We start from the raw sequence: 22,970 nt of genomic DNA, 5'->3' as shown, positions 1-22,970 counted from the left end.
AAGTGATCCGCTAACAAGCGCTGCGTGTACCTAGCTTGTCCAGTCGTCCGACGGTTCTCACGTCCATAGAGTAGACATACCGCAATGCGGCTCGATCTGGCCGTTGAGCGCCTCGAGCGGTAATCCCGTAAGCTGCCATCCATCAAATCTCGCGAGGGCAGATTGTCCGAACGACTCCTCGCGCGACTTTGCGGTCGAATCTTTTCCTGGCGGACAGAGTTAATTGAGGCGATAGTCCCTTTCGACGGCGAATCCGCGACAATATTAACCCTTCACTTTTCCGAGCCGCCTTCCCCAGCATTTTTAGGACGCGCGAATGCTCGCCACCTTTCCCGCTGCTCAATGTGGTTGCGTTGGGCCCGTTTGTAGTTAAATGATATTAAACGGGGGGATTCGCTTGCGCGTTATACATATACCTTGCGGTCCGTTTGCAAATGCAAGCGAACTTACGGCTTATAACGCCGTCAACCAAGAGCTTCGTCGTGCCGAAGGGCAAAACACTGCCTTTGTCTTGACTAATCTCACGCATCCAAACCCGCGTGGCCAGGCTGACGAAATCGATATTGTGATCATTGGCCCGGGCGGTGTCGTGGTTGTCGAGGTCAAGCACTGGGACGCTGCCGCGCTGCGACAGGGAGACCTTTCGGATCCCGCGGCTGAACTAATCGTGGCGAAGTCTAAGCGGATCGCCGGAAAGCTTCGTTCCGTCGATCCGCGTCTCGGATTTGTCCCTCCGGCATTCCTGTTCACGCGCGAAACTGGATCGCTTAAGCGCAACGGCCAGTCGCCGAGGCACCCATTCGGCGTTCTCGCCTATGGGTTAAAGGATGTTCCGGACCTTGTCGCCGGTCCGAAGTCGTCAGGGTCGGTCGATGGCAACAAGCTCGCGAATGCTTTGGCGGTTCGGTATAATCTCACCGATGCCGCTCGGCTCAAGCGATTGGGTCGCTTCGATGAGCTCCGGCTCCTGACCGACGAACAGGATCGCTTTCAGCGCATTTTCACTGCGCGCGATCCGTGGTCCGGCGATCGTGTCCTTCTTCATACCTACGATTTGTCGGCGGCGCCGCCAGGCGAGGCTCCAGCACTAACCGCGCGCCGCGCTCGCCGCGAATTCGATGTCATCCAGCGGTTTCAGAAATCGCCGTACCTTCCGAGCCTCGTTGATACCTGGCAGGCGCTACCAAACTACGCCGGCGAGATGTTCTTCTTCAGCGTCAGCGACAGCGCCGCGGTCCCGACATCGGTGTTGAAGCAAAACCGGGATTGGACCTTGCCCCAACGCCGGGACTTCGCCGAACGTTCGCTGATCGCCCTCGCGGAGTTTACGGAGTCAAGCGAGGGACCGCTCCTCCATCGGGCGCTCGAAGCAGAAAGCTTGCGTGTTCGGGCCGATAACAGCCCGTTGTTTGCGGGTTGGCGGTGGGCGCGGCTCACGTCTGCCCAGACGTTGAGCGAAGGTCAAATCGGCGACAATCTCGGTGCGTTCGCAGCGCCTGAAGTTCGATCAAATGGATTAGCGGCGGCGACGCCGTCATCCGACCTATTCAGCCTGTGCTGCGTGTTGGTCGAGCTCTTCTCGGCGGATGAGGCGCCGGATATTCGCGAGATCCTTCTCCTAGGGTGCGATCCCGATCCGTCACGCCGCCCTCGCGCAAGAGACATTGTGGATCTCCTTCAGGAGCGAGATCCTGAACCCGTCGAACTGCCGCCCGTGAAGCCGGAAGCTATTTCGCCTACAAGGTGGGACGAAGGGTATCGCTTCAAGTGGAAGGATTCTCACTACCGAGTGGTTTCCGTGCTCGGCCAGGGCGGTGTCGGCCGGACCTTCAAGCTTGAGCAGCTTGACATTGAAAATGGGGAGCCGATCGGAACGTTCGTTGGCAAGGCCGTCTTCAATCCTGACCTTGGCCCGGCGTCACTGGCGGCCTATCAAAGGCTGCGCCCCCTGTCGTTGCGCAGAGGGCTCTCGAACATCCTTGAATGTTCGAGCAGTTGGAACGCGAACGAACTGATGAGCCTGCTTCGTTGGACGCAGGGGGCCCCACTCAGCACGTGGTCCGGCGACTTGGACTTCATCGCGCAGGTAGACGGGACGGAATCCACTGAAAAGCTCGTCATCAATTGGTTCGAGACGCTGTGCGAGGCGCTTGACGCTTTTCACGCCCAGGGTTGGGTGCACGGCGACGTTAGCCTATCCAACATTCTCGTTGATGAGGCGCAGGTCGTCCTCATCGACTATGATCTCGCGGGACCGATTGACTGTCAGCCGCGCAGCCAGGGTACCGTGCTCTATGCCTCGCCGGAGCGACGCGACGGTGGGAGAAACCTGGCCCGAGACGACGTCTATAGCCTTGCAGCAACGCTGTTTCATGCGATCACCAATCGTCCGCCGGCACCGGCAAAAGCTGGGCTGGGTCTCGATTGGACGAATGAGGAGCGAGCTGCCTTTCCAGCGCTCGTTCCCCTTCTTGATCGGGCTACTGGCCCTGCGGGCAGGCGGTTCGTGAACGCGGGCGCCGCGCTGCAGGAATTGCGCGCAGGCCGGTCTATCGGCCAGCAATCAACACCCACAGCAGGTGCGATTTCGGCTGATCCCGAGCCGCTTGGTCCGAACGAGGTCGCGCGGGTGAAGGACATCCTGAGCACCTATCCGGGCTCTCGCTTCGGCAATACGGAGACCCGCGGCCTCGACTCCGAATTTGCGTTCGACACCTATGTACCGACAGCGCTCGATACAGTGTTGCCGGCGGCTATTGCCGCCGGAGACGTGTCGCTCGTAATTCTCTGCGGCAACGCCGGCGATGGGAAGACCGCCTTCCTGCAGCGCCTTGTGCAAACTCTCGGCGGCGAACCGCCACAATCTAGCGAACGCGTATGGACGGGAGACCTCGCGGGTCGGACAGCGAAGATCAATCTTGACGGCGCCGCTAGCTGGAAGGGCCGATCCGCTGACAGCCTGCTCGACGAACTGTTCGGTCCATTTCTCAACGGACCAACAAATGACCGCCGAGTCCATCTGGTCGCGGTCAATGATGGTCGGCTCATGGAGTGGATTGAGCACGTTGAATTGGAGCAGGGCGAAACTGCCCTGACCTCCGATCTGGCAGCGGCGCTCAGTCATCAGAGCGAGCAAACTTCTCCTCATATCCGACTTGTCGAGCTCAATAATCGCTCGCTCGTGGGGGGGCTGGACTTAGCCCGCGGTATCATAACGACCGAGTTTGTTGACGAGTTGGTCCGCCGTCTCGTCGGCGGAGACCGGGCTGCGACCATCTGGGCCCCTTGCCGAACCTGCACTGCTCAGGCGCGCTGTACGATGAAGAGCTCTGCCGACATGATGGGCGCAAGTAGTGATCCGAGCGTCCTCGCTGAAGGCAACCGGTTGCGGGCGCGGCTGACCGACGCTTTGCAGACAGTCCACCAGCGAAACGAAATCCATATCACCGCACGCGAACTCAAGGCCGCGATCAGCTACATTCTGTTCGGACTAAATGCCTGCGAAGATTTGCACAATAATCCTGACCTGGAGCCCCACGATCCCGCAGACCATGCGTTTAATCCCGAGTCGCCGGCCCGTCAGGGCGATTTGTTGAGAGAACTAGCGCGGCTCGATCCTGCGCTAGAGGGACACGCGCGGGTCGATCGCTATCTCATCGGTCGCGGCGGTCCAGACCCCGCCCATGGTGCACGGCGGTTTCGAAATCTATTCGGCCGGCCCATCCCGTTGCGGAGCGCGCGACGCCGCGCTTACTTCGTCTGGTCGGCGGGTCAAGTGCAGGCAGTCGGCGGCGATGAGGCTGCCCTGACACTGCGCGACGGCCGCCGCGCGGACGAGTTCCGGCGTTTCCCGCTGCTTTCGAGCGAGGAGCAATCCTTGATCAAGCAGCGCTTGTGCAACGGTCTATCTCGGCTCGAGGCGCTACCGGATCTCGCTTACCGCGAATTAGACTGTGTCCCCATCAGGGTTGTGCCCCGGACGCCGACAGAAACCGCGTTCTGGATAAAAAAATCTCTCGGGCGCTTCTCGCTAGTCGCTGAGCATTTTCAGGCGACGGTCGGGATGGAGACGCTCCATCGCTATCTTAGGTTGCGCTACGCGCCCGATCACCTTGGGGCTGATGAACTGCGGATCCCGCTCGAGCTCTACAGCCTCTTGATGGATCTCGCCGATGGTGTTCAAATTCTCGACGCCTTTTCTGATGACGTCTTTGCCAACCTGGGTGTTTTCACAAGCCGACTGGCTCAGGAGGACGAGCGAGCACTCAACGCTTGGAACCCGGCGGACAATGAAAAGGTCCATCGCCTCGACATCGAGAGCCGGGACGGCCGCCAGACGATCCTCTTGAAAAGCGAGAGCGCATAATGGCGAACGAAACCCGTCAGGTCGTTGAATCCGTTTTGGGTAGCCAAATGACCGCACAGATTTGGACGAGCACCTATCCACCAGTCTTTCCGTTCACGCCGCAAGACTTTTCGGTCGGGGCTATCCTGCCGATGATGCTGTATCTTTTCCGTTGGGGGAATCGCCGCGGCAAAGGGAAATTCGCGGAGGCTTATGGTGCGGGCGCTCCCCCGACTATCTCTACGACGGTTGCGAGGCTGGTCGAGGACCCAAGTATCGAAGGATTCGATTCCGCTACTGGTCGAGCAATCCTGGGTGACTTTCTGCTCACGTCGATCCTAGAAAATCGGCGGCATTCGGAGTCCCACGACGAGCAGGTTCAGCGCTGCTTTGCGAACCACTATTTTGCCTCATGGATCGACCTTCCGAGTAGCTCGGCCAATTTGCGTGGCGTTCCCGAAATGGTCACCGCACTGCTCAGCAACCAGCGGGACGGCGAAATAGTTGAGCCGTTTGCGGAGCGCGGTCGATATCGGGTCGGAGCAAGAGTGCAGGACAACGATCTATTGGCGTCGCTCGCGCCGGGTACTGAGACTACCGGCCTCCTCAAGAGCGACCTTAGATCAGACGAACTTGACGAAGCGGCACCACTTCCGCTCGACCAGCTGGTAACGATCCGATTGGCACAGGGATGCGGCGAGGCCCCGGCCAAGGCGGTCGGGCGGAACAATCCCGGGCCAATCCCTAATCAGCGCCCGATTGCAGCGCGTGCGGCCGAGATTTTCAGAGATGATCTCTTGGTCTTTCTCGACTGCTATGCGCGTGGCGCTGCGATGCCGCGTGCCGCGCTTCTTCAGATGTTCGAGTCGGCGATCGCGATCGGGTTGACGACAATCCTGACGGCTACCGTGGAGATCATGAACCGCTGGGGCACAACAGGGGTGCTGCCGGAAGTGGCCGCTGCGCCGAAGTTCCCGCTGTTCGTAGATTGCTCAAGCGGATCCGATCTAGCCCTTCGCGCCACATCCGAGGAATCCGGTTTCCTGATGCGACAGGCGCTTAACCGGCTGCCGGCGGTGCTGATGCACGCGCGGCTCCTCGACCACTTTGTGCGGAGCGAGTCGGAGATTGACCGCAAATCATGGCCACCCACATCGCCAGACGGTACGGACTGGCTCAATCTGCTCGGTTCGGTTCTGAATGGCAGTCATGAGGAGGCCCGGGACGCCCGGCGCCACTTTACGCGAACTGCGCGAAAGCTGCGCGATGCGGCCGAGTCGGCTGAGGATCTCGAGTTGCGCACCTTGCTCGGCGAAGAGTCGGGTGAAGGTGATCCTGGCCGCGCGCTCGCGGAAGCGTTGAGCACTGCCTTTACGGGCTCCTCGAGTAAGGGAACCGAAAGGCTTAACACCTTCCTATCCTCGGCATTAATGATCGACGAGGTGAATGGGCTGGCCAAGCGTCGCAAGGTCACCCTTCATCAGACTCGGAAGAAAGGACAGGGCCGTCGTGGTGACGCTTTGTCCTTCGTTCTAACCAACCCAGTCATCGAATATCTTGTACATCGGCACGTTCGTCGGACCGGCAAGGGCCGCAAGGAGCAACCGCTTTCCTACCCCGATTTTCTGCGTGTTCTGCGAGAGCATTATGGACTCTACATCGATCGTGCGCCACCGAACCTGGCGGTGCCAAGCGATCTGCTCCAGCGCAATAGGCGGATGCTCGAGCGGCGATTGCGAGACCTGGGGTTGTTGATCGGCGTCAATGACGCCGAGCGTATGAAAAAGCTCAAAGCTCGGTATCGCGCCCATCACGACATCGAACAGATGGAAGAACCCGCGTGACAGGACCTCGCCATGCCGCACTTCTGGCTCAGGCCGTTGTTAACCGGCTTGGGGCGCCAAGTTCTGGCGCGGTGGCTTTTCTGCGATGTTTGCCGTCGGAGCAAATTGATGCCCTGGCCGACAGCGACGCTTTCGTAGTGCCGGGCTGGACGGTTAATGCCGTAGTCGACACGGCTGGCAGCAGACGCATTTCCGCTGATCAAGCCGTTGAACAGCGCGAGGACAAGGCCAACGCCGCCTTGCTACTGGTGGATCCGCTCCGCGCGGGGGCTGGCCTCGACGGCATCTACAGCGCCGGCCGTGAAATCGGTGAGGCTGAGCTGTTCGGCGAGGCGTTGAAGCTGGCGCGCAGACCGTTCTTTGGTCGCATGGGCGTGCTGGATGAGGCTGTATGGCGCGCGGAACGGCTCGGCCGGCGCCGCCGGCTGACGCCTTGGTCGAAGTTCGACTTCTACGTTGCTGCCGCGGATGATCCGGGCGGCGCCCTCGCTCGGCTTGGTCTCTGGCCGGTTGCAAGCGACTGCGACCCTTCGACGAGCGAACTCGATATGTCGGCCGAGCTCGCAGATCGCCTGCTCTATGTGAGCGATACGCGCGCGATTGCCGAGCGCGTCCGCGCGCTGCAATTGGAAAATGCGGGCGTACGGGCGCCCGAGTTGGAGCGGGCGCTGCGTTTCGTGTCGGGCATGAGTCCGGAGGAAGCTGCACGGCGCATCGAAGAGCAACCCAACCTCTGGCTGGGCACTCTAAAGCCGGGGTTCGCGAGTGAGGAGTTGCGCCGAATCTTTCTAGCCCCCTGGCGTGATGCTAAGGGTGGAATCTTGAAATGGTCCGGTCTCGCCAAAGCAGAGGGTGAGGACACGACCCCTCGTTTAATTCTTGACCGGACAGCGAGCGCTAAGGATCGGGCGCAACTTACGGTTCGCTGGTCCAGTGACCCCGAAAGTCTGGAGGCCGGAAGTGTCGACTATCGAGTATCAGTGATTGCTGGCGAAGACATGCTTGCTGAACGTGTGGTGCGCCATCGCGACCACAAGACGCAACAGGTGGCGATCACGGTTGATGACTTCGAGGATCTTGAGGGAACTGAGAAGTTCGATGCGGTCGTAGAAGTCGCGGTGATCGGTTTGGAGAACGTGGCGCCCCTGCAAAGCGAGCCGTTCACCCTCGAATTCGGCGCGACAATCATGCAACTGACCAGCGCGTCTGGCCAGGAGGTCCGCACGCTCGTTGAAGGCGCGATCAGCGTAAGTGACCGCTCGGCATTTGAGCAATTGGTTGCCGGGCCCGGCGCAGCGGAGCGCCCTGTCGAGGATCGAAAAGGCTTCGTCACTTGGAAGGGAGAAACAGCAACCAAGGGCGCGCGTGTGCACCGACCCGCACTGTTGAGGGCCATGGAGGTGGATTGGATTGCGCGCAGTGGCGCCATCGGTCATTGGGTCCAGACTGTACGGGCTGACGGTTCTCCGATCGGTAAACTGGAGTTTGTCGAGCTCGAACCGGCTGATCGAAGCGCGACGACGGAGCGTGCACGGGATGCCAGCCGCAAACTCGCCGGAGAGCTTGGGAGCGTAGGGCTGCTTGGTCGCATTATTACCGTCGGCTGGTCGGTTGCGGACAACTACGTCAACGCCTGGGAGAAGGCGCTGGATGGGGGAACGCCGCATCTGGCACTACACGGTACGATAGAGGTTCGAACGCAATCAGGACAGCTAATTGGCCTACTCGTTACGCCGCTCCACCCCGTCCGCTTTGCCTGGCATGCCCACTACGATCAAGTTGTGGCACATGCTCGCTACGAACAGGGACTGTCGCCGAGCCATATCCAGAAGACGGTTGTGCCGATCGACTCGGCATTCTTTCCCTTTGCCTTGCCTGGGACAGGGCAGACGCGCGGTTTCGTGTTTGCCGACGTGATCGGATTCCACACTATTGCGATGACGGTCGACGGCGAGCGCGAACCCAAGGCGGCTACCGCCTTGCTCGCGGCTTGCCTCGGTGCCGGCACAGCGTCTGCGCCATCGATCGGTGAGGCGAGCGCTGCGGCAATCGCGCGCGAGCTAGGCCACTATCTCGATTGCTATGGTGGCGCGAGTGGCGAGCGTCCTGATCTCTTGGCGATTCAGGCGTGGCGGGCCGGCGACGGCATGACAGTCGCTAGGGCGCTGGGGCGAGCGCTCGCGGCGCGTGGATTGAACGAGGACGATGAGGCTGAATCGCCATTGTGCTTCACCCTCGATCTGTTCCATGCACCGGGCTCCTCCAGCGCCGGGCAGTTCCTATCGACAGTCGGCCAACGGCGGCGCGCAGGCGGTCAGGTTCTAGATCCGCGAGATAGATGGCTGGCCGAGACTGCGACGCGACCGGGCGAGGTCTTGGTGCCGCGCCTGCGCTGGGCTAAACGGGAGGAGCCGGCGATCGAAGACCCAGCCTGGGGCAATATGCGAGCCGCGCATGTTAGCCTGGCCTTCGATTTGTTCGAGACGACACTGGATACGGTTGCCACCGCGACGATTTCAGATGCTCGACCGTTTCACGGCTGGGGGCTGCTGCGAACGTTGGAGCGACGCGCCGTGCCCGACGAAGAGTTGGCGTGGATGACGTTCGCCGCGCCCGAACTGAGTGGCGAGCCGAGCCCCGACAATCGGAATGCTGCCGACCGTCTGCGGCGCGTCGATCGCGCGACAGCACGCGCTACCGCGCGTGCGTTGGGCGGATCCAGCGATCATTGGCCCGTTCTCAAGACCCGCTTGTCGGCGGAGGATCGCGTGAGGGTCGAGCGGTTGCACGAACATAGCGATTGGGTGGTAACGCTCGATCGCAACGCCGCGCTCGATTACTTCGATTCCCCGCAGGCAAGTCCTGAGGCCTACGAACGTTTCGTTATTGACACTGTTCCTGAGCGCTCTGACCTGACAGCGATCCAACTCGTCACCTCAACCACAAATCTTGACGCCGTTCGCGACCTTGTGGATGAGGCGCTCGGTGATATGGGGTTGAGCAGCAGCGAGCGGAATAGCAGGTTCCTTGTCAGTCAGTTGAAGGCGCTGAGCGGCAGGCTCGCCATTCGGCTAGCCGACGGCGGTACCAGGACTGGCGAATTGATCGCATTGGCACTCATGTATGCGCATTGTGTGGCGAGCGGCGAACAGCGGGGGCCTTGGCTTAGTGTTGAGCAGGGTGTCTTGATCCCGGTCGACGAGATCGCCGATCACGCACCGATCGTCCAGATGGCGACGGAGGTCGGGGAGAGCGCCCGCCGCGCGGACTTCATCCATGTGAGCGCGCCGAGCCGGGGCCCACTGGAGTTCCGCTTCGTCGAAGTAAAACATCGGCAGCATCTGCGTACAGCGCGCCAACCCGATATGCTTGCCCACATGGTCCTTCAGACCAGTGAGTTGCGCGATCGCTGGATGGATTGGTTCTTCGGCGACTCTTTGGCGCCGCTCGATCGCGTGGTACGGCGCGCTCAGCTGGCCAAATTGATGCGTTTCTACGTTGACCGCGCGAGCCGCCACCGACTGTCGCAAAAGGGCTATGCGCGGCTCAGAAATGAAATCGACCAGTTAGTACTGAAGGAGAACTATCTGCCCGGGACGGTCGCTGATCCGGATGTCGGCTATGTCTTCTGCCCTGAACATCGCACGGGACAGGTTGAGCGCATATATTCAGAGCGCAGCGACACCGCATTGTGGCTGTTTGGACCGACGATGCTGCCGGACGAGACTGGACATTCCGCTGAACGCATGATGCTACCGCCGGCGCCCGGCGTCGGCGATCCGGCGGCGACCGTACACGACGAGGTATCCGTGGAATCCCCCTCGTCCCTGAATGCCTCGGCCACTGACGATGTGGTGACAGGCGTGTCGCAGGATTCGACCTTGCGAAGCGACGCGCCCGATGACTTGGGCATAAACACTGAGGTCTCAGACTCCAATACGCTTCCTGACGCCGAGACGCACGCGGCCCCGGATGTGGCGATAGGCGTTGGAAGCCGATCAGACCTCAAAAGCGCCTCGCGACCGGTGACTGAGTCGTTCGATACGCAGCCGTCGTCATCCTACAGAGATCCCGTCGAGATATTGCTTGGCGAGACGCTGACCCATGTCCCAGTCGACTGGTCAGTTTCGATCCGCACTAATCCTCATCTGATGATGGTGGGGTTGCCTGGCATGGGGAAGACGACCGCCCTCATCAACATCGCTAAGCAATTAGAGTCCGCTGGCATCGCTCCCGTCATATTCTCTTACCATGACGATATCGACGAGAAGCTTATCAATAAGTTCGGACCTCTGCGCACGATCGACTTCGATGGATTGGGATTCAATCCGTTACGCGTCGATACGCCCGGGCCCACTGCTTATATCGACGTGGCTGGGACGCTGCGCGACATTTTCGCGTCAATCTTTCCCGATCTTGGCGAAATCCAGCTCGAAGAACTGCGTGGCGCGATCAAGCAGAGCTATGACGATCTTGGTTGGAACAATCGAGACGGCGATCGTCCTGGCCCACCTCGGTTCAAGACATTCGTCGATATTTTGAAATCGCGGCCGAAGCCGAACCAAAATCTTCTTGCCCGGCTACAAGAGCTGACCGACTATGGATTTTTTGATGGGGACGACGGTGCGGCCGGCATCCTCTTAGATCACAGACCGACGCTGGTTAGAGTGCATTTGAGCACAAACGACATCGTTCAGCGGGCCTTCTCGGCTTTCGTGCTTTACAGCATTTACAAAGATATGTTCCGTCGCGGCGTACAGGATAGCCTCACCCACGCGATCATTTTCGACGAAGCGCATCGTGCTGCGAAGCTTAAACTTATTCCGAGATTTGCGAAAGAGTGCCGTAAATACGGCCTGGCGCTCGCACTCGCATCACAGGGCGTCCGAGATTTTGACGGTGCGCTGTTTGAAGCCGTCGCGAGTTATCTCGTGCTGCGGGTCACCGAAGCAGACGCACGAACCATCGCGCGCAACACCGGCGCCACGGCCGAGCAGCAGCGCACCACGGACCGGCTGAAGGCGCTCGAGCCGTATCACGCGATGTTCTTCACTGCGTCGAGCGCTAAGCCAAGGATCTTGAGATTGACCGAGTCCTGACGCGATTGATTGATCAAACAGGGGCTTGCTCAATGACCGGCATTCGTCGGCAACTGCCTTAGCTAGGGACAAACACTGGCTAGCGTTATCCGCCAGGCGAGCCGCCGGTATACCGCGTTTTGCCCACAACCTGCCCGACCTATACCGTAGAGAGTTTCGTCTGCCGGCATTCGAAACTCTTCACGGGAATGGAATGGCCGCTTTCTGTACCCGCTCACAATAGATGCCAGTCCGCTTCCGGCCCATTCCCAGTCGTTGAACTTGCCTTAGAGGAGTGTTCAACGTTGACAGCAACCTGCGACTTCACCGCCACTAGTCGATGTTTTTTCGTGATGTGCTGGTGTGCCATGAGACTGGATCAGCGGCCCACCGATTGATGTCGGACTCCCTCCATCCCGCACCGTTCAAGCTGATCTTGATTTGGGCCGGGAACGTGCCTTCGGCGATCTTGCGATAGATGGTTGAACGGGACAGGCCAGTCCTGGCAAGGACGGTTTTGAGGCGTATAATTCGATCCGGCTCGGGCATAGTTTGCCTGCACCCCACTGGTGGTTGCTGGTATCTGCTGGGACACACAGGACGGACCGAATGCTGGACGCAATCAGGTTTGTCGCTTCAGCAGTCTGCGGAGTGGAAACGGCGGCAAATCGGATGGGTGCTATAGCCCGATACCGCGTCCCCTGCCGACGCCATGGCTGAATGCGAGTTCCGCGCCCAAGCGGCGACCCGAATCCACGTTGATGCCAAGTTCGCGTTTGCGGTTTGCCAGAAGGGACTCAAGTTGAGGATCGCGTTCGAGGCTCCTGGCCATATCGGACATGGCCGAACGCGTTGACTTGTAGCCGGACATGTCGCCGGCCTGGTATTGGTCCTGGCTTGTCCGGTGGAGCTTTTGCCAACGTTCCACGAAACGGTCGGCGCGGCGGCCGGGATCGAGATCCATCCCGGTGCGAATTTCCGTCTCAAGCTGGAGAGCAAGAACGACGCGGTTGACCCGGGCGGCACCCGCTTCGCGAACCAACTCGGGATTCTTGACGTAGGCCGCTTCGGCGTCGCGCCAGCCATGAGGCCGAACCTTCTCGAACGCGTTGCGCGCATCCCTCAACTCGCGCATCTGGTCGGGACTGCCCTGGCCATCCGCATTGCGTTGTGCGATATCGCGTCGAGCGCGCGCGCGTGACGAACAAGCGCCTTCGTGCGAGCGCTGCGCAACGCCGCTTCCGCGTCCACCGGCACATTCGTGTCGCGCGGCACTCCGGTGGCAAGATTTCCTCTGCCGGGCGTCCGGCCTGCATCTCCGATCTGCACCCCAACACTCTCCCTTACCGGCCCAGGTCCGCGTTCCTGCATGGGCTCGCCGTCTGCGGGCGAGTGCAACCCGTCGAACAACCCGCCGATCCTGTCGCGCAGCTTCTCTGGAACGATCCGGCGCACGATCTCGACCAGGCGCTCGCGGAACGTGATACCGCGCCGCTCGGCATAGCTCTGCGCCGGGTCGACCCGCTCGTATCCGACGCCATGTCCTTGGCGCGGTCCCGTGACAGCGTACGGTCCAGCCGATCCCGCGTGCTGAAGTCGTCGCCGCCATAGTGCAGGTCCATCCTGTCTCGATGCCGCGACAGGGCGACGTAGCTGCCATGTGCATCCATGCCCGGCGTTGCCAACACATGGGTGCAGTCGACAGTCATGCCCTGCGCCTTGTGAATGGTCGCGGCATAGCCGTGGTCGATGTGCGCGTAGTCTTTCAGGTCAAAGTGAACTGACCTCCCATCGTCGACGCGAACCGTCATGGTCTGTGTGCTCAGATCCTCCACGATGCCAAGCGTGCCGTTCTTGACGCCGAGCCCGCGCTCGTTGCGCAGGAACATGACGCGATCACCGCTTGCAAAGTCTCTCGCACCGCGTTCAACGTTCACGTGAACATCATCTCCGAGATCGCCGGCAGCGCGCATGCGTTCGCGCGCTGCCTGGTTCAGAGCAAGTACCTCGTCGTTTGTGTGGGTGAGGATGATCCGGCTTGCCTCTGGATGCGCCTGCCTGTCGCGATCCCAGCGGTCGACGAGTTCACCTCGCGCCTCATTGCGCGTTGCAGCCTGATGCACCATGCCTTGCGCGTCATAGGCGCTGATCGCGGCACCGATCCTGCCGGTTGCCAGATCGCGCGTGGCATCGCGCTGCCAGTCCTCGCGCTGCCGGCGCACCTCGCCGATTTCAACGCCGCCATGTCGCTCGTGAATCGAACGGAATGCGGCACCGGCTTCGATCGCCTGTAGCTGCTGCGGATCGCCGACGAGGACGATCTTTGCCCCAACGTACGCCGCATGGGAGAGCACGCGCTCCAACTGGCGCGTGCCGACCATGCCGGCCTCGTCGATCACCAGGACATCGCGCGGGGTGAGCAGATCGCGGCCCTGTCCCCAGCTATGCTCCATACTGGCGATGGTGCGTGACGCGATGCCTGAACCGCCTTCCAGATTCTCGGCGGCAATACCGGAGAGTGCGGCACCTCGGACCTCATAGCCCGCCGCTGCCCATGCCTGGCGCGCAACGCCAAGCATGGCGCTCTTGCCCGTTCCGGCAAAGCCGACGGCGACACCAAGACCGCGACCGTCGGTGATGTGCGCCAGCGCATCGCTCTGCTCGCCCGACAGGATAAGCCCGCGTTGCGCAGCCCGCGCCAGAGCAGCCTCGCGATGTGCCTCACTCACCGCGTGGCGCTCGTCCAAATCGATACGCTCCGCCGCGCGATGCAGGCGCTGCTCGGTCTCGATCATCTGCCTTGTGGTGAAACGGTCTTCGCCGCGCCGGTCCTTGCCGAGTTCAACCAGATCGGGTGCGTTGCCGATGGCTGCCACGACCGCGTTGAACTGCTCCATCCCGTCGCTGTGGCGATGCGAGAACTTCGCAATGTCCTTTCGGGTGAAGGTTGATTGCTGATGCGTGATGGCGTCCAGCGCCATTGATGGATCGGCAATGATGCGCGCGCCGTTGTTGCGCGCGATCTCGCGATGCAGTTCGGCGCGATCTGCTTCAATGTCGCCAGCAGCAAGGCCACTGCCCTCAATGCGCTGCGCCGGCGCACCAATCTGGGTTTGCGGCTCCAGTGAAATGCCCTGCGCCTCCAGGCTGCGATGATCGATGCGGGCGTCGATGTCGAGTTCGGCCAGGCGTTCATTGGCAAGCTCCGCCCATCGCTCGCGCCAGCGCTCGACCAATTCGGTGCGATTCCAGTCTCGCACCTTTGACCCAAAACCATTATCGTCCACGGACCGCATGGTCAGCATCACATGAGCATGCGGCTTGGGACTGCCATCCTCTGCCCTGTCCCAGTGCACATTGAGATCGGCCACCATGCCCTTGCTGACAAACTCAGCCTGAACAAAGTCGCGCGCCAGTTCGATGCCTTGCGCCCGGCTGAGTTCGCGCGGGAGCGCAAACTCCACTTCACGGGCAAGCTGCGCATCCTTGCGGACCTCGAACGCCTCGACATCGTTCCACAGCCGTTCGCGGTCGCGCCAGACCTCCGGTGCATCGTGCGGCAGCATCACCTCGGAATGGACAACACCGCGTTTGGCGGAGAAGTCATGGCTGCGTTCGATCCTCTCATCGCGCAGCCGCGAGGCCGAGCGGTAGGCAGCAGACGCGACAGCACTGGAGCCGGCCTTGCGGCCAATGACCTTGACGTGAAGATGATAGATCGCCATCGCGACAGGATCATTTGCACGTCAAAGCGCACGTCCGCACGACGTATAAGCGCGCCCTCCCTCGAAAAAAATCTCGGGATGGACCAGCCCGTACCGGGCTGTCTCGGCAAAGCGCCGAAATACGCCCTCGGCCGACGTTCCGGGGCGCCTATCCAGAACCGAATAAACTTGATCAATTCGTGCCGTTCGCTCAACCTGCAGGTAGGGCCGAGTCGACTTTCACTGAACACTGTTTCAAAAGGCAGCGGGCAGATGCGATGGGGTTCGGTTCACATATCTCAGGATTGCGGTTTAATCGATGGCGAAGCCTAAAGTATTCGTGAGCTACGATCATTCGGAGGACGCGCACTACAAGCGCCTGCTTCAAGCTTGGGACGCGAACCCGGATTTCGATTTCGAATTTGATAGCCGCGGCCCAGATGTCGCGATCAACAGCACCGATGCCGCCGTTGTCAAGGCTCGCTTAACCACGCTCATGAAGGCCGCAACGCACTTGCTGGTTCTTGTGGGAGAGAAGAGCCACACCAGCAAATGGATGAAATGGGAGGTCGACCGTGCCAAGGAGAGCGACGTCAACTTGAAGCTAGCGGCTGTGAAACTCAACAAGTTCAATTTAACGCCAGCAGGTCTATTGAACGTCGGAACGAGCTGGGCCACGAGTTTCGAGCGGGACCGCATCGTCGACGCGCTCAAGCAGGCCAAGGTCGGCCATTGATGTGAGTGCAGAGGGCCATCGACAAGCGAGAACCACGGTCGCGGCTCTTGCCGGCCGCCGCATCGATCCGCCAAATGGAAACACCGCACGGTTTCCACTTGCTCGTACGGCAGCGGTACAGAAAGAACTTCGACAGTTGATGCTAAGTGAGAAGGTGGGTCTGCTTGTCTCGTCGGCTGCCTGCGGATCCGATCTGCTGGCACTTGATGCCGCGTCGGAGATTGGCGTGCGCTGCCGCATCGTGTTACCGTTCGACCACACGGTGTTTCGCCAGACTTCAGTGATAGATCGGCCCGGCGCTTGGGGTCCCCTCTACGACAGGATCGTCTCAAAGGCTGCGCGGGCGGGCGATCTCATGGTCCTCTCATGCTCGCTGGGAGAAACTCGCGCATTCAGTGAAGTGAACAAGATGATCGTGAAATACACCGCGGTCGCGGCTGCGCCAGCGAGCGCTCTGGCAATCCTTGTTTGGGAGGGTCAGCCGCGGGGTGACTACGATGCCACCTCCGAATTCCAGCGATTGGCCCGTGAGGCCGGTATGGTCGAGCGAACGGTGCTAACGTGCTAAGATTAGGTCGAGGCATGTCGGGCTATGAGTCCTCCGCAGTTTATCACTCTCACTCCCCAGCACGTGGCGGCGCAGTATACCCTGCGTCCCGGTGTGCTGGCAGCTCAGACGAGTGTTCATACGCGAATGATGGAGTTGAGGCCGCGGACGATCTGGAGATGGGTGTGTCGGGTCGCGCGGAGATACACTGGAGTAGGTTGACGTGAGGAGGCCCCGGGTATTGCTAATCGGAAGCTACGGATGGCGACGCCCACTTGGGAAAAAGGATAAAACCGCAGCAGACGGGTTGGCAGTCGAGATCGGACGGGCTTTCATCGGAAATGATATTGAGTTGATTTTTGGGGGAGCTTTCGAGCTCGGAGCTAGAATAACAGCCGCAGCTGAAGCTAGTTGTTCGCGTCTTGGCAAGCCTCTGCGAGATTATCTAACAACCTATTACGCACCCGATTATCCCGCAGGGGCTGGAGCACAGAAGGGGCAATTACGACGAGACGTACTGGACCCGAGTTCTGATGGATGCAGATGCCGTCGTGGCCATCTCTGGCCGAGACAATACAAAGACCGTCCTGGAATTAGCAAGAGCGCTTCGAAAACCGTCATTTCCTATAGGGCTGTTCGAAGGGGCAGCCCAAGACATGTGGGAAGTAGTAGCTGCGCCGCAGGAGAGATGGTTAGGAGATTTGACTCTGTCGTCGCCAAGCTATGCGGATCAGCTAGCGGCCAACATTCGGCAGCTTCATGCTCCGGGATGGACGGTGGGGCTTGTCTTCATGGTGATGCACTTCACTGGAGAGCTTGAGATATACAATGCAGTGGCCGACGAATGCGCGAAACTTATCCCCCCTCTCACCGTCAGAAGGGCGGATTCTCGTCCAGGGTCACTGGTGATCATTGATGAAATCAAAAGGTACATCGAACAATCTGAATTCATCATCGTTGATCTTTCAAATGAGCGTCCGAACGTCTATTACGAACTCGGATACGCCCACGGGGTGGGCAACCAGCCGTCAGATATTCTGCTAATCGCTCACGCAGACGCAAATGTCCATTTCAACATTAGCGGCTTGCAGGTGCATCGTTACCAGGACATCGTTTCCCTGCGCGGAATTATTCAGCGAGAGTTTGCGTTGATGGTAGAGAATAGACGTCGAATGGAATGACACGCCACAACCGCCAACCTGGAGCAGGCAGCGAAGGTGGGTGTGCGGTAATCTTCGGCTGCACGAGCTGAGCGCGGGAGCTTGCAATCTTGACGATATCTTTCAATGGGCGCGAGTAATGATCTGAAAATTCCTCACTTGAACTCAGAGCCGTTCGCACGGTCCTGACTGAGGCACTGGTTTCGTCCCCAGAGATGACAAGTCCGACACTGCTTATTAGCATGCCACAAACGCAGAGGCACGGGGCAACATGCACGTCACCTTCATTCATGGGCTCAGCAACAAACCGGCCGCAGATGCGCTCCTAAATATCTGGCGCCGAGCCTTGGCGAGCGGAATGGATGGCCTGGACCTTGGCGCCGAAGGTGTTACATCGACCTTGGTATACTGGGCAGACATCCTCTACGAAGCCCCTGACCCGGATGTGTCCGCTTACGAAAACGCTCGCGAACTAATTCCGAGTGACGTGGACGCGGCGGTAAATACCCTCGCACCTCTTTCGGGCTCGCCTGCGGAGGCTGCCTTCATTACCGGCCTTGCCGTAAAGACTGGAGGCTTGCTTGCCGCTGCCGAAGCCGTTGAGGCTATTCCGGAAGATCGCAATCTGACTGGCGTCGCCCTTGAACGGATACCGCTCCCGTGGTCGCTTAAAGCGAAGTTCATGGAAACCTATCTTCGCGACGCGCACCACTACCTCTTCAACAAGGTACACACCCCGCGACCCGGAGTCTCCTACAAAGTCCAAGATGCGGTGCGCGCACGGCTCATCGATGGCTTGAGAGCGTCAACTAATGCTGAGACGCACATAGTCGTCGCCCATAGCTTGGGCAGCGTCATCGCTTACGATTGCTTGATGCGAGTGGCGGAGTGTCCCCAGATCTCGGGACTGATCACGGTTGGGGGACCATTGGGCTTAGATGAGATACAAGATCGGATGGCGCCTGAGTGGTCAAGGGTGGACGGGTTTCCGAGCAAGATCACTGGGCGGTGGGTCAACGTGTTTGACCGGCTTGATCCGGTGTCAGGGTTCGATCCGTTCATCGCAAACGACTTTTACCGAAATGGCCGTCGCGCGGTCGAGGATATTGCGGTCCGAAATGACGGCGCGTGGCGTCATTCCATCACGAAGTATCTGAGGCAGTCAGAGCTTCGGACAGCATTGTCGAGCATGCTACAGCTTTCGTGAAGCTAGGATAGTGAGTCGACCTTGATTTCGGGATATGACAAGCAGCTAACTGCCGTCGACCTCGCTGAGACCCTCTTGAACAAGGCCGCAGCCGGTGAAGCGGTGACACCAGAGGAGGCAGAAGAAGTCGCCCGGAGACTTCGAGACACCAGGAGGTTTCGGCAACTCACCGAGTTTGCAGAGGCGTTACGGAAGGCGGGCGTTGACACACCACGGATGCGGACCTTCCACGCGCAGGGACAGCTTGATCTCGGCGAAATCGACGCGGCGCTCGGGATGCTCTCGACCGCCCAGATGTCCATTAGCGATGATGACGGGCTGAGCGCCGAGTTCTGCGGACTGCTGGGGCGGGGGTACAAGGAACAGTTCCTGCGAGTGTCCGACAAGAGCAGCGACTATGCTCGCCGCGTGCTTTGCAAGGCGGCCGACCACTACCGGCTGGCTTCCTCGTTCGATCCAAACTGGGCCGTGCCCAACCTGATGGCGCTCAACCGTGTCGCCGAGCGGTATCTAGGCTCGCGCGTGCTCGGGGCGGAACCCGAAGATCGCGGGCGAGAACTGCTCACCAGATTGGATGCCACCCCGCAATCGAACCGGGATCGCTGGTTCCACGCCACGCGAGCCGAACTCCGGCTCGGCTTGGGAGACATCGTGGGAGCAGCTGAGGAGATCGCTCATTACGTCCAAGACCCGCAAACCACAAGCTTCCAGATAGCCGGGACACTACGTCAATACGTGCAACTCTGGAATCTGCCTGCGACGGGTGCGGTGGGTGCTGGCGTAGTCGAGGCGCTGCAGGCATCTCAGTTCCTGAAGGACTACGCAAGCCTCCGTCTCGATGAGTCCGTCTCCCGGGTGTCAGGTAAGGCTGACGCTCTGGATCCACGGGTGCTTGAAGCTCTGCTCGGTCGGGACGGCATCAAGACTATCGAATGGTTGCGGAACGGCGTGGAGGTCTCGCGCTCGATTGGTGCAATCCGCCAAATCGGCGGCGGCAAAGTCGGCACGGGATTCATTGTTCGAGGCGGAGACTTCCTTCCGACCCTGGGGAATGAGCCGCTATTGCTCACCAACTCACACGTCGTGAGCGATGGCACAATTGCCCATTCGCTTCCCTTTGACGAATGCGAGGTGGTTTTCGAGGAGATCGACGCAAGGCGCTTCCCCATCATTGCGGTTCTCTGGCACTCACCCCTCGACATGTTGGACGCCTGCCTGGTACGCTTGGCCGACGATGGGGCCTCGCGATCAGCTCCTGTCCGACTAGCGCCGCGGCTGCCGGTGCTGACCCCACCCCAGCGCGTTTACGTGATCGGCTACCCAGGAGGGGACGATCTCAGCATCTCGCTGGATGGCAATCTCCTACTCGACCACGAAGGTCCACCAGACGGCATGCCTCCGGATCCCAAGCTTAGGCGCCGGCTGCAGTACGAAGCTCCAACCGAGCCGGGCAGTTCCGGCAGCCCGGTCTTCAACGCCTCGAACTGGCGTGTAATCGGGGTGCATCATGCAGGTGGAAGCGAAATGCCGAGACTGAACGGTTTTTCTGGTAGCATCGCCGCTAACGAGGGCCTATGGATTCAGGCCGTCGTCGAGTGCGCAAGAGGAGCCTAGCTAAAACCTCCAGCGCTTTGCGAACCATGGTAGTCGAAGGATCATCAAAATGCACATGGCCGAATCCATGCGGCTGTTTCGCCTACTCAGAATTGAAGCTCCCCAACCGCAACAGCATGCTCACACCAACCTCATGGGGATATGTACAATGATCTAACGCCCTCAAAAGTCGAAATCTCCCAATCGGCAGGGTTCAAAGTGCGAAATTGCTCCTCGTAGATCGAACCCTCTGTCCGCCGCTCAAGAGCATACATTGTATTAGCCAGGGTGGCATAAACCCATTTCCGATCAGATCTATCCTGAAACGACGGTTCGGCGACCATTGATGAAAGAATTTCGACGAGAGATATCCTCGTTTTCTTGGCACTCATACGATCGAAAAGGACTTCCTCTGGATCGCTTTGCTCTGCCGCCCTGATATCAAAACATGTGGCCAAATTCTCGCCATTGTAATAATCACGCCTAACCTCGAACCCTCGGCCATAGAGACGTAATGCTTTGTCCAGGTGGGCTCGATCTTTTCTGAGTAACCAGAGGCGCTTGTAGATCGCTCCTGTAATCCCCAACGTCTCAGGATCGTTAGAATCTTCAGGGCGGAGCTGGTCAATAATGCTCAGGGCGTTAAAAAGTGCCTCTTCTTCGGAAGGTTGCTTTGTTTTATAGGTTGCGAGTGCATATTGCTGTCGAAATGAGGATTCCTGAGGCTTAAGCTCGCAGGCTCTAGCGAAAGCTGCTGCAGCAGCAGCCATATCGCTTCGCTCGAAAGCCTCCCGACCTTCCCGCAAGACGCTGCTCAACGCCTCATGATGTTCTTCTGCTTCGTCAAGCAGTTCGGCATATTCTTCATCGGACAGCCGCGGGCGCCGTAGTTTCGGCAAGAAGGTATATACAGGGCTGTCTGGAGTTGTCGACGCCATTGCCTTCACAATGAGGTCTGCCAGCTCGCTACTGGCGCGAATAGCCTCTCGGTTGCCGATGTCCTCGCCTAGGTGCTTATAGTGAAACGTGTTGATGTGATTGAGGTCGAAATGCAGTTTGCCTTGATCCTCCTTCATTATCACCGTCGTGTTGGGCCTAAGCGCATGCCGCACGCCGAGCTCATAGACCGCGTTCACGTTGCCGGTCGAAATGTCCGCTATAACCACATCTGCGCGCAGAAGCAGGTCATACATGGAGACGTCAATGACACCACTTCCATTGATATCGGTTGCACGGATTGCTCGCAGACCCGCCCTCTCGGCCGCCGGCTTGATTATGGCTTCAAATGTCGCGTCAAGGTCAAGCGTTCGGCCACTTTCATAATCGGTCTTTTTGCCAAATCCCATTACGACAAAGCATACTGGGCGTACATCAACATTGTGTTCAACGGTCTGCATTTGGAACCCAGTCCTATTTGGATCATCTTACGCAACAAAATGCGCCACGGCATCTTATCGGGGCGCTACTCCACTGGCTTATTTGCACATCATCTAAGTGGTTTTCCCCCTTGTTGGACCCTGCGTTGGAGAAATTTCGCATGGAAATCGTAGGCGGTCTCTATCGGGAGCTTTGCCTTCACCCTTCGTGGAATGTTGTTTTGGGTTCGGGCGGGCGGGCGGCCCGCGCTCTGCTACGTCTGTCCCCGGAAAGCCAGCTGCATTGTTATTTCGAAAGCGAGAGCAGCCTCGATCGAGTCCGGCAGGATCTGGCGATCCGGGCAACCTTTGTCGGTCGAAGTACCCCAATCGTATTTGCCTATTTCCACCCCCTATCTCGTCCCCTTCTTCAGCCCCCGCTAGCAGAAATTAAGAGAATGCCGGCTATCAAGGTTGACGGTGACGCCGTGCTGCGTTTTGGTTTTGTCGAGGGGGACGCGGTCATTTCGGCCGATAGAGCGGTTTATGATCCTCAGGGCACTGACAACGTCATTCCGTTTCATGAGAATGGTTCACGTGCCAACGAATTGGCCTTGGTACTCAATGAACAAGAACTCCTTGCCGCAGCTCGAACCAGTAGCCTGATGGATGCCGCAGCTGCGATGCTGGTGGATCAACGCACTGCTTGCGTCATTGTAAAGAGAGGCGTCAAAGGTGCTGTCGTGTTCTCCCACGGCTCGGCGCCATTTGTCGTACCTGCATTTCTCAGCAAACGCGTATTCAAAATTGGAACGGGCGACATATTTACCGCGGCGTTCGCACACTATTGGACCGAGGCTAAACATAACCCGCACGATGCCGCCGTCTTGGCCTCCATGCACGTCGCCTTCTATTGCGACAATCCTTTTGCGCCGCTCAATCCGATCGCTCCGGACGAAGCGGTCGAAAAACGTCCCATAAGTGACACGGGAACCGTGCTTCTATTAGGGACCATAGACACTTTAGGACGGCGCTACACAGTTGAAGAGGCTCGATTTGGCCTGATGGGACTCGGTTTGAATGTAATTTGCCCAGCCCTGGAGGCCGTCGATTTTGAGGAGGTGCAGCCTTCGACCGTTCTGGTGTTGGTAGACGGCATTGACCAGGATGGGATTCGACTGGCCAAGCGGCTCAACAGCGACGGTGTACGGTGCGTCGCACTAGTGGAGGCTAAATCCTTAGAGACTCATTTTTCTGATTTTTCGAACTGCGAAACAACCGACGACTTTTCAACAGCCCTGTACTTGGCCGGCTGGAGTGCGTAACTCCACGATTTCTGCAAACGAGCGTTGCGCGGCTAACTGCATAGATCTACAGCTGCGACTGTTCACGTTGCGATTC

Annotated in this window: 11 protein-coding genes and 1 pseudogene; 9 read left to right on the top strand and 3 right to left on the bottom strand. The window is 59.2% G+C overall.

Going from position 1 to position 22,970, the window contains the following annotated elements; genetic code table 11:
• The first annotated feature begins 397 nt into the window (after window positions 1-397).
• From NKI21_RS26525 to NKI21_RS26515, 3 genes are read left to right on the top strand one after another with little or no spacing between them, the layout of a single operon-like run.
• Complete coding sequence (locus tag NKI21_RS26525; protein ID WP_352868169.1) at window positions 398-4,366, top strand: protein kinase domain-containing protein; 3,969 nt, start codon at window positions 398-400, stop codon at window positions 4,364-4,366.
• Window positions 4,366-6,189 (top strand): methylation-associated defense system protein MAD7 family protein, encoded by a 1,824-nt coding sequence (locus NKI21_RS26520; protein ID WP_352868166.1) that lies wholly within the window; start codon window positions 4,366-4,368, stop codon window positions 6,187-6,189. Before NKI21_RS26525 ends, NKI21_RS26520 begins: the two co-directional genes overlap by 1 nt.
• On the top strand, window positions 6,186-11,288 hold the full coding sequence (locus NKI21_RS26515) for an ATP-binding protein (protein ID WP_352868164.1): 5,103 nt from the start codon (window positions 6,186-6,188) through the stop codon (window positions 11,286-11,288). Before NKI21_RS26520 ends, NKI21_RS26515 begins: the two co-directional genes overlap by 4 nt.
• Window positions 11,289-11,600: 312 nt before the next feature.
• Here NKI21_RS26515 and NKI21_RS26510 read toward each other — a convergent pair whose 3' ends face one another.
• Both NKI21_RS26510 and traA read right to left on the bottom strand, forming a co-directional pair.
• The gene (locus NKI21_RS26510) at window positions 11,601-11,816 is read right to left on the bottom strand and encodes a helix-turn-helix transcriptional regulator (RefSeq protein WP_352868161.1); all 216 of its coding nucleotides are present in this window, start codon (window positions 11,814-11,816) and stop codon (window positions 11,601-11,603) included.
• A 130-nt stretch (window positions 11,817-11,946) separates the two neighbouring features.
• Window positions 11,947-14,992: pseudogene (traA, locus tag NKI21_RS26505) on the bottom strand (Ti-type conjugative transfer relaxase TraA).
• A gap of 298 nt (window positions 14,993-15,290) precedes the next feature.
• On the opposite strand from traA, the gene NKI21_RS26500 reads away from it, so the two are divergent.
• From NKI21_RS26500 to NKI21_RS26480, 5 genes are all read left to right on the top strand, one after another.
• Window positions 15,291-15,707, top strand: a complete 417-nt coding sequence (locus NKI21_RS26500) for a TIR domain-containing protein (RefSeq protein WP_352868158.1) — start codon at window positions 15,291-15,293, stop codon at window positions 15,705-15,707.
• A 1-nt stretch (window position 15,708) separates the two neighbouring features.
• Window positions 15,709-16,275 (top strand): hypothetical protein, encoded by a 567-nt coding sequence (locus NKI21_RS26495; protein ID WP_352868155.1) that lies wholly within the window; start codon window positions 15,709-15,711, stop codon window positions 16,273-16,275.
• Between the two features lie 512 nt (window positions 16,276-16,787).
• Entirely contained in the window at window positions 16,788-17,435 is a 648-nt protein-coding gene (locus NKI21_RS26490; RefSeq protein WP_352868153.1) for a hypothetical protein, read from the top strand.
• A gap of 250 nt (window positions 17,436-17,685) precedes the next feature.
• The gene (locus NKI21_RS26485; RefSeq protein WP_352868150.1) at window positions 17,686-18,621 is read left to right on the top strand and encodes a lipase family protein; all 936 of its coding nucleotides are present in this window, start codon (window positions 17,686-17,688) and stop codon (window positions 18,619-18,621) included.
• A 75-nt stretch (window positions 18,622-18,696) separates the two neighbouring features.
• A complete protein-coding gene (locus tag NKI21_RS26480) occupies window positions 18,697-20,235 on the top strand; it encodes a serine protease (protein ID WP_352868147.1) in 1,539 nt (512 codons plus the stop codon).
• A gap of 131 nt (window positions 20,236-20,366) precedes the next feature.
• Here the strand turns inward: NKI21_RS26480 and NKI21_RS26475 are convergent, their stop codons facing one another.
• The gene (locus NKI21_RS26475; RefSeq protein ID WP_352868143.1) at window positions 20,367-21,611 is read right to left on the bottom strand and encodes a TRAFs-binding domain-containing protein; all 1,245 of its coding nucleotides are present in this window, start codon (window positions 21,609-21,611) and stop codon (window positions 20,367-20,369) included.
• A 140-nt stretch (window positions 21,612-21,751) separates the two neighbouring features.
• Between NKI21_RS26475 and NKI21_RS26470 the strand changes: the two genes are divergently transcribed.
• Window positions 21,752-22,894: a carbohydrate kinase family protein gene (locus tag NKI21_RS26470; RefSeq protein WP_352868140.1), complete on the top strand. Its 1,143-nt coding sequence runs from the start codon at window positions 21,752-21,754 to the stop codon at window positions 22,892-22,894.
• The last annotated feature ends 76 nt before the right edge of the window (window positions 22,895-22,970 follow it).

The organism is Mesorhizobium sp. M0715, assembly GCF_040320355.1.
Classification (GTDB): Bacteria; Pseudomonadota; Alphaproteobacteria; order Rhizobiales; family Rhizobiaceae; genus Mesorhizobium.
The sequence above is the reverse complement of the archived record's forward strand: the minus strand, read 5'-3'. Positions and strand labels throughout refer to the sequence as shown.